Annotated in this window: 12 protein-coding genes and 1 riboswitch; of the genes, 4 read left to right on the top strand and 8 right to left on the bottom strand. The window is 54.8% G+C overall.

Annotated features, from left to right (window positions below):
* Positions 1–101 precede the first annotated feature (101 nt).
* From BM155_RS05755 to scpC, 3 genes are all read left to right on the top strand, one after another.
* A complete protein-coding gene (locus BM155_RS05755) occupies positions 102–608 on the top strand; it encodes a hypothetical protein (protein ID WP_067156761.1) in 507 nt (168 codons plus the stop codon).
* Positions 609–967: 359 nt separating this feature from the next.
* Positions 968–1300, top strand: a complete 333-nt coding sequence (locus tag BM155_RS05760) for a hypothetical protein (protein WP_139223159.1) — start codon at positions 968–970, stop codon at positions 1298–1300.
* A gap of 1607 nt (positions 1301–2907) precedes the next feature.
* A complete protein-coding gene (scpC, locus tag BM155_RS05770) occupies positions 2908–4419 on the top strand; it encodes a succinyl-CoA:acetate CoA-transferase ScpC (protein WP_067156773.1) in 1512 nt (503 codons plus the stop codon).
* 67 nt (positions 4420–4486) lie between these two features.
* Here the strand turns inward: scpC and BM155_RS05775 are convergent, their stop codons facing one another.
* On the bottom strand, positions 4487–5599 hold the full coding sequence (locus BM155_RS05775) for an NADH:flavin oxidoreductase (RefSeq protein ID WP_067156779.1): 1113 nt from the start codon (positions 5597–5599) through the stop codon (positions 4487–4489).
* Between the two features lie 90 nt (positions 5600–5689).
* On the opposite strand from BM155_RS05775, the gene BM155_RS05780 reads away from it, so the two are divergent.
* On the top strand, positions 5690–6145 hold the full coding sequence (locus BM155_RS05780; protein WP_067158159.1) for a winged helix-turn-helix transcriptional regulator: 456 nt from the start codon (positions 5690–5692) through the stop codon (positions 6143–6145).
* Positions 6146–6202: 57 nt separating this feature from the next.
* On the opposite strand, the gene BM155_RS05785 is transcribed toward BM155_RS05780, so the two are convergent.
* The 7 genes from BM155_RS05785 to BM155_RS05815 all read right to left on the bottom strand — a co-directional run bounded on the left by BM155_RS05785 (position 6203) and on the right by BM155_RS05815 (position 14226).
* Complete coding sequence (locus BM155_RS05785; RefSeq protein ID WP_067156781.1) at positions 6203–7063, bottom strand: choline kinase family protein; 861 nt, start codon at positions 7061–7063, stop codon at positions 6203–6205.
* A gap of 10 nt (positions 7064–7073) precedes the next feature.
* Positions 7074–7769 (bottom strand): nicotinamide riboside transporter PnuC, encoded by a 696-nt coding sequence (gene pnuC / locus BM155_RS05790; RefSeq protein WP_067156783.1) that lies wholly within the window; start codon positions 7767–7769, stop codon positions 7074–7076.
* Entirely contained in the window at positions 7762–8025 is a 264-nt protein-coding gene (locus BM155_RS05795; protein WP_074901680.1) for a hypothetical protein, read from the bottom strand. Before BM155_RS05795 ends, pnuC begins: the two co-directional genes overlap by 8 nt.
* Positions 8026–8073: 48 nt before the next feature.
* Complete coding sequence (locus tag BM155_RS05800; protein ID WP_074901683.1) at positions 8074–10206, bottom strand: TonB-dependent receptor; 2133 nt, start codon at positions 10204–10206, stop codon at positions 8074–8076.
* A 57-nt stretch (positions 10207–10263) separates the two neighbouring features.
* Positions 10264–10364, bottom strand: a riboswitch (TPP riboswitch).
* A gap of 121 nt (positions 10365–10485) precedes the next feature.
* Complete coding sequence (locus BM155_RS05805; protein WP_067156790.1) at positions 10486–12102, bottom strand: alkaline phosphatase; 1617 nt, start codon at positions 12100–12102, stop codon at positions 10486–10488.
* 17 nt (positions 12103–12119) lie between these two features.
* The gene (locus BM155_RS05810; protein ID WP_067156791.1) at positions 12120–13673 is read right to left on the bottom strand and encodes an alkaline phosphatase; all 1554 of its coding nucleotides are present in this window, start codon (positions 13671–13673) and stop codon (positions 12120–12122) included.
* 175 nt (positions 13674–13848) lie between these two features.
* A complete protein-coding gene (locus tag BM155_RS05815; protein ID WP_067156792.1) occupies positions 13849–14226 on the bottom strand; it encodes a gamma-butyrobetaine hydroxylase family protein in 378 nt (125 codons plus the stop codon).
* Positions 14227–14234 lie beyond the last annotated feature (8 nt).

Raw genomic sequence — 14234 nt, forward strand, 5'->3', positions numbered from 1 at the left:
GAAGTGTTGCAATATGTCTGGCACAGAGTGAATTTTATTTTGTTAGTGCCCATGATTTTCTATATGAGATACTCATTTTGTATTCAATAAAAGAAATTTGTATGAGTAAAGCACTGTTTACTTCTATTTTAATATCAGTAATTGCTTTCCTATCTGCGTGTTCAGCGGTTCCTCCTTCCACGAAAGCGGTTTCAATCTCGGACGAGATAGAACTTCCCTTGCCGCTAGAAAGCAATAAATACTGGGTGGATGATGGTCCGCTGTTTGTGGTCAACAGGAACCCGCTAGTAACTTACAGAGTGATAGACCAAGAGGAGCTTGGTCTTTATGGATCTGAAAATACAGCTTACGATTTTATAACTTCCTCATTTTCAAATCCGCGTGGAGTTTTTGAGGAGTCGTTCTTTAACTCTCATAAAGAATATGATCTTTTACATAAAGAAAAAAATGGCTTGGACTTTTATATCCTTAGCAAAGAGAATGAATCCAAAGCCTATGTCGTAGCAAAGTCGATTGACAACTGCTTAGAGATCAGCGTTTTTGGCGCCAATGCTCATTCAGTGTTGTCAGATATTATTGATAAAGCAAGGCTAACAAACGGAGAGTGACGAAAAATGATAGGGAACCTCTGATTAATTCTCGTGAACACTATGGTAGATTCCGAGGCGCTCAAGTGATAGGACAGATATTTCGAAACCGTCGGATACAGTAAAGTACTCGTGCGTTCTCGAAATATCTGTCCTATTATCTGAGCTTCACATTCGTCCCCGAAGAACCTCTGCCACCGGAAAGTGAATTAATCAGAGCTTCCCTAATAGAACAAGGTGTAATACTTAAAGAAGATTACGAGGAAAACTTAAAATTTTACTTAATCGGATCATCAACTTATAACAAGGCCAGTCATTCTCGTTCTCCACGGTTGCCGGACTTCGCTTCCCTCAGAAACTATTGACAGCGTCAAATTGCTATGAATATTTCAGAAAGCACATATTATCGAAGACAACACGTAACTGGCTCTGGATGTGTTTTGGTTTCAATAAAATTTGGGAAAACTCCAGACAGCGGTGTTCTGGTGGTAAAACGCCTTGGCATAGATCAAGATGATGCTCAAATTCAATTTGACCTGGAACGCCATAAAATAGAAATATTGGAAGGTGTTCAAGAAGCCAACATTAAGTATGGTGGTGATTTACAAGTGCAAGAAATAGAGATAGTGCCAAGTGACTATCCTAAAGAGGGACAGGCAAGGTTTGCTGCATTTAAAATATCTGAGTATGTACTTGGCAAGATATCTAAATAAATGTTAACCGTCACAATGGAATTTAAGAGATCTACGAAATCAAAAAATGGCGAATTGAATTTAAAAAAGAATGCGAACCTAGTCCTTTAAGAGGTTGGGTCCATAGGCACTTGGATAGTGATAGTCATTGGCGAAGAGATATGACTCAGCCTTTCCCAAAGCTATTTCAGGAAGAGGCCGAATCGAGTGTTCAAGATACAATCTGGCCCGAGTGGTACCCGAGCTTGTAGACTTGGATAGCAATTCCACACACTTTATTGGCACTGTTGATTTTTGATGTTATTTACTATGAAATTTAGTACCTCTTCATTGTTGGCGCTACTCATAGTCTTAGCCATTACAGTCACTCCCGCGCAAGGACAAACGCCTGCTTCATCGATTACCAATGCAACCTGGAAGCAGTACCGTGATGAGTACATGCCGAGCCCTCTCTGTGCTAAAGATGAGATTGCATTATGGAGCTGTATGGAGCATCAACGTGTATTCTCACTCTGTTCGTCGCGTGTAGTTACTCGTACATCCGGCTACATGCAGTATCGGGCTTCCGACGAAGGCAAACTTACATTTATGTTCCCGAGCGTAAAGAGGCCGCCAAAAGGTGTGTTCAAGTACACCTCGTTTATGAACGGCGATGCATCTGTTGAGTTCGTGAACAATGGGTATCAATACGCTCTTTTTGATTCCTTTCGGGCTGGTTCATCCATATTCGTTACTGCTCCCGGGTCACCGCAAGCCCCCACGGAAATACAATGCGAATCCAGCCAGACCCTGCAAGTAAATTACACAATGCGGCTAATGTACGATTCCGGTGTCTGGACGCAGGATTAAGATTATCGCCTCACCAATCATTCAAGCGGACGGCTCCATCGTCCACGAGGGTGTTCAGAATTCTGTGTCATTTCTATTGGCATAAAGAGACGCCGACTCTATCAGGCGGTCCGCGCACCAAGTGCTCTTATTATCTGAAACTGCGTTATTTTCTCGCAGCTGTACTTTTCACCGGTTCAATAAATTTCTGTCTTCTTTCAAACAGCTTGTGGAAATATAAGTATTTTGCAGTTACATCACCCTTTGTATGTACCAATATCATCAATTCGCCTCAGAAATACAAAAACTGTAGAGATATCGATAAACACAAAAAACACTGTTGTTATTCCCATACCGTGCATCCCAAAACTGCCAGTTAACTCAGCGTAAACTCTATTTAGGAGGCATTGCGGGCTATGTGTCTGCCGAAATACTGCTCTTGACGGTTCAACGCCGATACGGAAAACACAGATGCGGAATCAGCGCCCCACCAAGGGCTTGACAGAAATAAAATTGTCCAAATAAATCCGTTGGCACTTCGATATCCGAGGCCCGTGTAAGCACTGTTTTAGAGTGAAACGATACCGATCAGTCACGCAAATATCCCTGGATAGCGCCAAACACCCTCTTCCCCTGCCACGTTTAAACCACTAACCTAACGGGCCAGCAGCCCATGACTCGGGGCGCCGGCGGCTGGCCAGCCCATACCGGACTGTGGATTTTCACCACGAGACCTACCACCGGTTTATCCCGGCATACTGGGCGTTCATGCTTTTGCCAAGTTGTTTTACGGAGATGTCATGACCAACGCCACCCGCATTCACTGCCCCACATTGCGCAATCGCATTATGAGTGCCAGCGAAGCTGCTGCGCTGATCCCCGCAGGGGCCAACGTCGGCATGAGCGGCTTTACCGGTGCGGGCTATCCCAAAGCTGTACCTCAGGCGCTCGCCGAGCATATCCAGGCACAGCATGCTCAAGGTGATAACTATCGCATTAACATCTGGACAGGCGCTTCCACTGCCCCGGAGCTGGATGGTGCATTGGCAGAGGCCGATGGTATTGAACTTCGCCTGCCTTACCAGAGTGACCCCACCTGTCGGCAGAAGATCAATGAGGGACAGATGGAGTACATCGATATCCACCTGTCTCACGTGGCCCAGCACGCGTGGTTTGGCTTCTTCGGCAAGCTGGATATCGCCCTGATCGAAGTAGCCGGCATTACCGAAGATGGGAAGCTGATTCCGTCATCTTCCGTGGGTAACAACAAAACCTGGATCGAGCAGGCGGACAAGGTCATTCTGGAAGTGAATTACGGCCAGAGTGCCGGCCTCGAAGGTATGCACGATGTCTATTACGGCACTGCTCTGCCACCCAACCGACGTCCGATCCAGATTTTGCAGCCGGATGACCGTATCGGTGAGAATTATCTGCGGTGCCCGCCCGAAAAAATTATTGCAGTAGTGGAGACCAATGCGCCTGACCGCAATTCCTGTTTTAGCGAGCCGGATGAGATCTCACAGCGCATCGCCCATCACTTATTGGATTTCTTTGAGCACGAAGTGAAAAAAGGGCGGCTGCCGGAAAATCTGCTGCCCCTGCAATCCGGCGTCGGCAATATCGCCAACGCGGTCCTGGCTGGCCTCGAGGAGGGGCCGTTCGAAAATCTCACTTCCTACACAGAGGTTCTGCAGGACGGCATGCTGTCCCTGTTGCGCTCAGGGAAGCTGCGTATGGCCTCGGCCACCGCTTTTTCGCTGAGTCCAGAAGCCAATCAGGAGCTAGCGGACAATATCGACTTCTACCGCAGCCGGATTATTTTGCGCCCCCAGGAAATCAGCAACCACCCTGAAGTTATCCGCCGCCTCGGTGTCATTGCCATGAACGGTATGATCGAAGCGGATATCTACGGCAATGTGAATTCCACCCATATTATGGGCACCCGCATGATGAACGGGATTGGTGGCTCCGGGGACTTCGCCCGCAACGGCTATCTGTCGGTATTTATGACTCCGTCAACGGCCAAGGGCGGTGCCATTTCCGCCATAGTGCCGATGGTTTCCCACGTCGATCATACCGAGCACGATGTGCAGGTCATCGTTACCGAACAGGGCTTGGCGGACCTCCGCGGTCTTTCACCCAAGCAGCGGGCAAAAACCATTATCGAAAACTGCGCCCATCCGGATTATCGGCCGCGACTGCTCGATTATTTCGAACGGGCCTGCGCCAGTGGGCGCGGCATGCACACGCCACATCTGATCGGCGAAGCGCTCAGCTGGCACCAGCGGTACGAGGAAACCGGGCAGATGTAATTCTCTGCACATCCGCTGTGCCGGCCTTGTAAGGAGTTTGCGCACAGCGGATGCAGTGAAGAGACGATCAGTAGAGGGTTTCCAGGGATTTGCGCGCGAAAGCACGCACCTCTTCGAGGCGGCCCTCTTTGACCTTGAGCAGCCATTCCGGGTCCTGCAGCAAAGCCCGACCCACCGCGATCAATTCGAACTCGCGCTTCTGCATGCGCTCTACCAGCTCGTCGATGCCCGCCTTTTCCACAGATTCCTGCTTGCTGGCAAAGGTGCCACTGATAAAGTCTTCGGTCAGGCCGACACTGCCCACGGACATGGCGGGCTTGCCGGACAGCTTCTGAGTCCAACCAGCCAGGTTCAGGCTGGAGCCTTCAAACTCGGGCTCCCAGAAGCGGCGGGTGGAGGCGTGGAAGATATCCACACCGGCTTCCACCAGCGGCTTGAGGAAGCGCTCCAGCTCCTCGGGGGTGTTGACCAACCGGGCTTCGTAGTCCTGCTGCTTCCACTGGGAAAAACGCAGCATAACCGGGAATTCAGGCCCCACACGGCGGCGCACTTCCTCGATAATTTCCACCACGAAACGCAGGCGGTTTTCCGGGCTGCCGCCGTATTCGTCGTCGCGCTGGTTGGTACCTTCCCACAGGAACTGGTCCAGCAGATAGCCGTGTGCGCCGTGAATCTCCACGCCGTCAAAACCAATCGCCTTGGCGTCTTCGGCGGCATCGCCGAAAGCCTTGATCACATCGCGGATATCTTCCTTGCTCATGGCTTTGCCACTGGGCTTGCCCGGTGCGAATAGTCCGGAGGGACTGTAGCCCGGTACTGAAGGGTCCGGTTCCGTGCCTTCTTTGCGCACTGCACCTACGTGCCACAGTTGGGGAAAAATGGCTCCGCCGGCCTCGTGCACCGCATCCACGACCTTTTTCCAGCCGGCCAAAGCCGCTTCGCCGTGAAATGCCGGTACGTTGGGATAGCCGTTGGCAGCCGGGTGATTGACGGTGGTGCCCTCGGTGATGATCAGTCCGACACCAGCTTCGGCCCTGCGCCGGTAGTAGTCCACAACATTGTCTCCGGGGATACCCTTTGGGGAAAAGTTGCGGGTCATGGGGGCCATAGCCACCCGGTTGCGAAGTTTGAGATTGCCCATCTCAAACGGTTCAAACAAAGGTCCCAGGTTCATGCTCATGGTGGGAATACAACCTCTTCAATTTGGTTTCGTAACGCAACCCTATTGAATCTGGTTTTAAAAAGCAACCGTTATCACTACAATCCACCCATGGCCAGAAAACGCTTTGATAACTCCAACTGCTCCGTCGCCCGCGCTCTCAATGAAGTCGGCGACTGGTGGTCTCTGCTGATCGTGTTACATGCCATGTATGGCACCCGCCGCTTCGTGGATTTTCAGCAACAACTGGGAATCGCAAAGAACATCCTGTGCGATCGCCTCACCCGCCTGGTGGAAAACGGTGTACTGCACAAGGTGGATGTTGGAGAACACGGTTGCCGTTATGAGTACCGGCTTACCGATAAGGGCCGGGATCTGTTCCCTGTGGTGGTGGCCCTGCGTCAGTGGGGCGATAAGTGGAACCCGGCACCGGAGCAGGGGCCGCTGGACCTGCGGGACAAGGCAACGTCCCGCCCCATCCGCAGTGTCCAGGTCCTGGACGCCGATGGCAATCCGTTGGATCTCCGGGATGTATTCGTGCCCGAGCATACCGAGGGCCACGGCTGACCGACTCTGGAAGAGCATGGGTGAGTTCAGCAGAAGTTTCTCGGGACTGTAGAGCGCTCAAAGGTTCCGCAGTTCACGGATACTTCGAAAAATTTGCTCTCTGGTGTGGGCTTCTCTCATAGCCCCGGTTGACCACTGAACGGCATACCAAAGCAGGGATAAATAGCGGTAAATTGCCCGCCAGTGCGCCAGCCTCTGCCAATCAGCCGTTTTTAATGGCCGGCTCAAATATTCCGCAATCAACAATTCTTGCTGCGCTTTATCCAGCCTGTACTCCTCTACAATCACCGCAAGTTCATAGAAGGGGTCGCCCATGGCGGCATACTCCCAGTCGATGACATACAGCCTTCCGCTATCGGCAGCGATCAGGTTCGCAGACAGCAGATCGTTGTGACACAGACAAGTAGCGCTATTCGGCGTTTGTACCGCAGCTATACGTGAGTCGATGGTGTGATTTAGGTCTTGCAGTTCCGAGAAAAAATCCGCGCGCTTATCAATCGAGCACCAGTAGCGCGAAATTTTTTGCCGGATATCCAGGTAGACATTGATAGGAGGCAGAGCGTGAATGCGGTGCAGCATTTCCACCAGCCGCTTGAGGTCATCGGCACCGGTCACACGCCACGGCCTGCCTTTGATATAGCGGGTAACCAGATATTGATAGCCGGGATCACAGTAAATGATTGGCGCACACAGACCCGCCTTGTCGGCGTGACGCAGTGCCGCCGCTTCCCCGCTGCGGTTTAAATCCAGTGCATCGCTGATTGTGGAGTTCTTGCGCAGCACCCATTTTTCACCGCCTGCGGCAATCAGATAACTCTGGTTGGTCAATCCGCCCCCCAGGGGCCAGAGCACTGACGGTTCAATCGAACTCCACCGCTGCCAGTCGCGAGGAATAACTTTTGCGGAATTACCGCTCATCGTACCCCAATTAGCCCGGCTGTTTTGCCGCCGCTATCGCCGGCTGACCATTGGCGGAAATTTCTGTAGGTACATCGGCGCCCCGCGATTCACGCTTGTAAATAGCCAGCCACTGAAAGAAACCCACAATCACGATAATGACATAAAGTGCAAACAGTAACGCGGTCAGGTAAAGCCCTCGGTCGATATACAGATAGATAGAGACGCCGTCCACCACTATCCAGTAAAGCCAGTTTTCCAGCACTTTGCGCGTGACCATATAAGTGGTGATCACAGCTCCCCAGGTGGTGAAGGAGTCCAGGTAGGGCAGGGCGGCATTGGTGTTGGTGTCCAGCAGATAGCCGAAAACCAGTGTCAGCAGGCCAACACCCGCAAGCACGGCCAAATGGGTAGCGAAGGGCCAGCAGTGGATTTTCAAATTCCGTTGTTGGTCGCGGTGGTGGCGCCACTGCCACCAGCCGTAAACGGCCATCAGCAAGTAGAAAATCTGCAGGGCAGATTCCATCATTAAGCTGACGTCCCAGAAGAGAAATAGATAAATGGTGGTACTGGCAAATGCGGCATACCAGCAGCTGATCTTTTCCTTCATTGCCAGCAACAGATAGGCCAGCGCCAATATAACGGCGGCGATTTCCCAGGCGGACATGGCTTTGAGAGCGGCAGTCATGGCACTGCCGACCTCACTGGAAAAAATGCCCTCAAACATCGCGTGTATCCGGGGCTAAATCACCATCGATAAATTTACACACAAAAATAGCGCGACCGTGTTTTTCGTAGGCGCTGCGCATTTCCCGCTTCAATATATCCATCAATAGATCGTAATCGCCGAACACCTGGGAGCTCATTGTGTTGGTAATAACCCGCAGTTCCGGGTAGCTGTTCAGGCGATCGATAAAGTCCTGGATACTGGGAATATACTCGTCCTTCAGTGGATACATGCTGATTTCTACGGAGAGCTGCACGATTCTATAACCTCGACAATCAAAGGCGGCAATGCGCCGCCTCGCAATTTAAAATGTGTATGTTCCTGTGATGCCCATAACGCGCGGCTCACCATACTGGTAGTAGGCCTCCGGAGCATAACCGTTGGCCGGATTGTTGCCAAACTGGTTGCTGAAATAGAAGCCGCGAGTGGTGTAATCCTCGTCGGTCAGGTTTCTGCCCCAGAGTGCTAATTCCCAATTTTCACCCAGATAGGTAAGGCGGGTGTTGAATAGCTCGTAAGCTGTCGATTTTGCGTCGTGGCTGTTGGAAAAATAGAAGTCGTCCTTTCCCTCTATTTCAAGCCGCAGAATCAGTTGTGGCAGCAGCGCAATTTCCGCACCGGTGAAGAATTGATAGTTGGGCGCGTGGGCCAGGTCGCGCCCGTCCATGTCCACCGGATCCAGCGCAATGCCACTGTAATCATCGCGGGCATCGACGTGAGAAGACGTTATGAAATCGGCGAATTCCGCATTGAGCCAGCCGGCGGCGGCAAACAGGCGCAGGGTATCGCTGGCGAGATAGTTCACTTCGATTTCCACACCAGTGGTCTCGCCAGCGGCGGCATTGGTAAGAAACTCATCGAAGGAAAAATCGCTCGGATTGAATACCGACTGCTTGGCCTGCACATCGCTGCGATCTTGGAAAAAAGCGGCCAGCTGCGCCTGCAAACGGTTCTCCAGCCAGGCGCCCTTGATGCCCAACTCGTAATTGAGCATATGCTCGGTGTCGAATTCAAACTGCGCGCTGTCGATATTCGGGTTGTCGGCGGCAGCGGCGATCAGACTGGCGTTGATACCACCGGCTTTATAGCCGCGGGATACGGTGGCATAGATCAGCGTATTGTCGCTGTGGTGATATTCCAGAGAGAGGTTACCGCCCCAGAGATCTTCGTTTTTGCTGGAATCCACAGCGAGAGAATCGCTGTAATCCGCATCGCGTTGTTCAAATCTCAGGCCTGTGACCAAGTCGAATTTCTCACTGAGCGCGGTGCGTAACTGACCGTAAATTGCCGTATTTTGCGTGTCAAATGCGCTGCTGAAAGTCTGATTGCGCTCCAGGCTTTCGCTTTCATCACGGAAATAAATACCTGCCACCCAGTGGATGCGGCCGTTTAGCAAAGCGGAGGCATCCGTCGACAGCAGGCGCACATCGGCGCTCAGGTTGTCCCTGTCGCGCAGGTAATTGTCGGTGGAGCTGTATTCATCGGAGTGAAATCCCACATAGGTCCAGTCTTCATCGTAGCCATATTCGGTGTCAGAACTGGCGGCACTGAGTGTGCTCTCGAGGGTGAAATAATCACTGCCGGACCAGCGGCCCTTGAGGGAAAACGCCAGCGTCTCCTGCCGATCCCAACCGGGCTGGTCCGACAAGGTCTCGCGGGTGTTGTACAGGGAGAAGGCGTCGTAGCCGTTATCCGCATCCAGATAAAAGGTGGTGAAGTCCAGTTGCAGATCGTCGCTGGCCTGGTAACGCAGTTTTCCTCGCATCACGGTTTCGTCGATGCCGTTGGTATCGCTGCGGTCCAGGTACGCGTTGTCCATGTAGCCATCGGACTGCTGCTTGCGGACGGCGAGACGGTAGGAAAGTTTATCCGTCAACGCATTGCTGCTCACCGCCGACAGCATGCGGCTATTGTATTCCGCCAGCTCAGCGGACACCCGCGCCACAGGGTCACTGCTGGGAGCGGCGCTGGTCATGCTGATCAGCCCGGCCAGGGCATTGGCGCCGTATAGGGTTCCCTGGGGACCGCGCAGAATTTCCACCTGTTCCATATCCAGGGTGCTGGCGGCTAGTCCCAAACCGGAGAAGTCGATGCCGTCGATAAGCAGACCGACCGATGGATTCACCGGATCGATAAACTGGCTGCGCTCACCGATACCGCGAATCTGCACAAAACGGCCCCGCGAAGCGCCGGAGGCGAGATTGACGTTGGGGGCCATGCCCAGCAGCTGCTCCAGATTGGCGGCGCTGCGGGCCGCAATGGCGGTATTGTTCAGCACACTGACACTGCCGGGCATTTCCAATTGATTGACCGCACGCAGCTGGCTGGTGACGATGACTTCTTCCAGCGCGGGATCGCCGGTTTCAGCCGCACCCACCTGCACCGCCGACAAGCAGCCGGTAAGGGCGACCGCACTTATTTTTTTAAAGTGGTTCATGGTTCTCTCTCGCTAAATGCCAAAGTGAAAGAGACCCGGAAATCGACGTGGGGAGGGTTTTGGAAGGTTACCTATTCCTACGCCGGTACTAACCGGATCAGGTTCAAGGGTTTGCTCGGTGAGCATCTCAGGCGCTAGCGCCACCCCTTAGGTTTTGCGGGCGGGATAATAGCAGAAGTTGTCCTGGCCGGTAATCGGTGCCTTAGGGCGTGTAAGACACACTTTTTCACCCTGGCCGGAGGGGGCAGGAGCGGCGCAGGGCCGCTCCTGGGGGAGGAATTAGTCGAGCAGGCCGCCGGCGCGGGCCATGACGTGGAAGAGGTAGCTCTGCTCGTTGGTGCCGGTGACCCAATGCGCACCCGGGCCGCGCGCCCAGACGCCTACGTCTTCGCCGCCATGGGTTTCCGCGCTGGTGGGAATCAACGCTTCCTGGTGATAGCCGGGTGCGGTGGTATCCACGTTAGTCAGGTCTTTGCGGCCAGTGTCGATCTCGTGCCCGTAGCGCTCGTCCGCATCCGCAGTCTCGCCGTAGTCTGCATGACCACGACCTGTGGTGTAGCCAAGCGTAGTGTAGGGCAGGCCGTCGGCAGCGAGCGCTGGGGTCTCCTCCGGCTGGCCGCTGCCGTCATTGGTAATCACTTTGCCAAGTATGGGATTGCCGCGGGTAGGATAACCGGCGATGGTCATCACATGGCTGTGGTCGGCAGTGACGATAATCAGCGTATCCTCCGCGCTGGTTTTGTCCATCGCCACCTGTACCGCCTCGGCAAGTTCCACCGCGTCAGTCAAGGCGTTATAGGCGCTGCCCGCATGGTGACCGTGGTCGATACGGCCGCCCTCCACCATCAGGAAATAGCCCTTGTCGTTTTTGCTCAACAGCTCCAGGCCTTTCGCAGTCATCTCGCTCAGAGACGGCTCGCCGGCGGTATCGTTGCCGCGATCGGCCTCATAGTGCATATGCGACGGATTGAAGAGCCCCAGTAGTTTGTCGGTACCGGCAACATCCAGCGCGTTGAAGCCCGTTTGATCCTCGATATAAACGGCATTGGTGACGCCGTCGTTGTAGCGGTCCAGCCACTCGTCCACTAGGTTGCGGCCGTCTTCGCGCTTGCCTGCGGCGCCTTCCGCGTCAGTTTCGCTGCTGGGCAAAAAGTTGCGGCGGCCACCGCCCATGATTACGTCGATCCCGTCGCCGGCATTGAGGGCAACCAGTTGCGCGGCAATATCTGTACAGTCTCCATCGGTCACCTTGTATTCCCAATCCCGGTCCGGGACCTTGGCGTAAGTAGCCGCCGGGGTGGCGTGGGTGACGCGGGCAGTACTGATGATACCGGTGCTCTTGCCCTGGCCCTCGGCCAGTTCCAATACCGTGGTCAGAGGGCGCTGCTTGCTCGCGGCGCAATCGCCACGAGGCACGGTCTCATCCACATTGATCACGCCGGCCTTGGTTTTTACACCGGTCATAATGGCGGTGGCAGTACCGGCAGAGTCGGGGGTCTGCTGGTTGGTGTTGTAGGTTTTCACCAGCCCGGCGAAGGGCATTTTTTCGAAGCTCAACTGGTACTCTTCGCCGTCGAGTCCCTGTTGCTGGCCGGCGAGAATCCGCGCGGCGGTGACGGTGGAGATCCCCATGCCATCGCCGATAAACAAAATAATGTTTTTGGCCGCACCAGGGGTGTTATTGATGGTCTGCGCTTGGGCGCGTGCGACCGCCTGCTGGCCAACCTTGAACCAGCTGCTCTCCAGCTGGGACTGCGGCAGCGCCAGGGGTTGCTGCTCTTGCGGCTGCTCGGGCTGCGGCAATACTGCCACGTTGTCCGAGCCGCTGTCGTCGCTGCAACCGGCAGCCAACAGTGCGATGGAGAGGCCCAGCGCCAGTTTGCTGTATTTGTTCATGCTTAATTACCCCCAAATTATTCCGCGGTGACCGACAACCCGGTGGCGCCGACCATCAAGTGAAAAACCGCATTCTGTTCCAGTGAGCCCTGTACCAGCTGGCTGCCGGCACCAGCGGCGTGCAGACTGACATCTTCACCGGCGTGACTCTCGGAGCCCAGCGGCACCAGCGCCTCTTGGTGAAAACCGGGCGCCTCTGTGTCCACGGCACTCAGATCCTTGCGGCCGCTATCCTGCGCCAGGGCGTAGCGTGCATCCGCGTCGGTTTCATCACCGAGGTCGGCAAAACCCAAGCCATTGGCGTAGGACAGTGTGGTGTAAGGCAGGCCGTCCGCGGCGGGTTCAGGCTCCGTCTTGACCGCACCGCTGCTGTCGGTAGTGACGACTTTCCCCAGAATCGGGTTGCCGCGTGCCGGGTAGCCGGCAATGGTCAGTACGTGACTGTGGTCAGCGGTCACCAGTATCAGCGTCTCGTCCAGATCCACCTTCTCCAACGCCGCTTTGACCGCGTCGGAAAAGGCGATGGTGTCGTGCAGTGCGCTGTAGGCGCTGCCGGCGTGGTGGCCGTGGTCGATACGGCCGGATTCCACCATCAGGAAGTAGCCCTCCTCGTTCTTCGACAGTAGGTCGATGGCGGCGGAGGTCATCTCGGCGATGCTCGGCTCGTCGGCGCCTTTTGCCACGCGGTCGGCATCATAACTCATATGGCTGCTAGTGAAGAGGCCCAGCAGTTTTTCAGTGGACGACATTTCCAGTGCCGCCAGTTCGGTGCCACTTTGCACGTAAGCCGCCTGCTGTTCGCCATCGTAGCGCGCCAGCCATTCGGCGATGAGGTCGCGGCCGTCAGCGCGCTTGCCGCCGTCGTCCGCGGTAGTGAAGTTGCGGCGTCCGCCGCCGAGAATCACGTCGATGCCATCGCCAATGTCAAATTCCACCAGTTGCGCGGCGATATCCACGCAGCCGTTTTCCCGCGCCTCGTCGGTGAGGTCCGCGTCATTTTCCCAGTCCCGCTCGGGGCTGCGTGCGTAGGTGGCCGCCGGCGTGGCGTGCGTAATCCGTGCGGTGGAAACAATGCCGGTAGATCTGCCGCGGCTCTCCATCAACTCGAGAAAGGTGTTCAGCTCGCGCCCGCGGCTGCCGGCACAATCACCGCGCAGGGCGCCGTCGTCGATATTGATCATGCCCGCTTTGGTTTTCACGCCGCTCATCATTGCGGTCATGGTGCCCGCGGAATCGGGAGTCTGCTGGTTGGTGTTGTAGGTTTTGATCAGCGCGGTGTGAGGAAACCCCTCGAAAGAGAGCGCATTTTCCTCACCGCTTTCACCGCGTAGCTGACCTTCCAGAATACGCGCCGCGGTCAAGGTGGAAACGCCCATGCCATCACCGACGAATAGGATGACATTTTTTGCCGTGCCCTCAGTGGATTCCGCCACTCTGGCTTCTATGCGCTCGGCGCCGTCGGTGAACCAGGCGCTGTCGCTCTGGTATTCCGGTAGATCGGCGGCCAGCGCCGAGGGCGCCAGCGGAATGAGACAGCACGCGGTCAACGCGCGAGTAAATCGCTTTGCCATGGAAATCTCCGGTACTCGTGGGTAGTGCGTGCATTAGAGTCCGGAAATATGACGGGAAAATTAAGCTCGCTCTGGCTGCTTTGCGCGAGTGTTGGGGTTAGCCCTGGAATTCAGCGCACCTTTGCAGTTTGAACGCGAACCCGTCGGCGTTTTGCCTCGGGTTACACGGCGCCCCTCAGCCGATAATTTTGATCGCACTCTCATCCGGGTCGCGGCCCTTGCCCGCTGCCTGCAGGCGGTTGAGGTAGGCGTTCCAATTGTTTTCGTACTGCGCGCCCAGTTCGCGCAAGTAATCCCAGGTATAGATACCGCTGTCGTGGCCGTCGTCAAAGACAATTTTCAGCGCGTAGCGCCCGGCGGTTTCAACGCTTTCGATACCGACATTGAGCTTTCCACTAACCAGCACCGGCTCACTCGCGCCGTGGCCGCGCACCTCGGCACTGGGAGAAAAGACGCGCAAATACTCTGCCGACAGTGTGTATTCGGCGTCATCGAAAACGATGTGCAGTTCTTTTTCGGCGCGGTTCAGGTGAATTTTTTTCGGCGCGGCCACGGGGGGCT

Source organism: Microbulbifer thermotolerans (assembly GCF_900112305.1).
Taxonomy (GTDB): Bacteria; Pseudomonadota; Gammaproteobacteria; order Pseudomonadales; family Cellvibrionaceae; genus Microbulbifer; species Microbulbifer thermotolerans.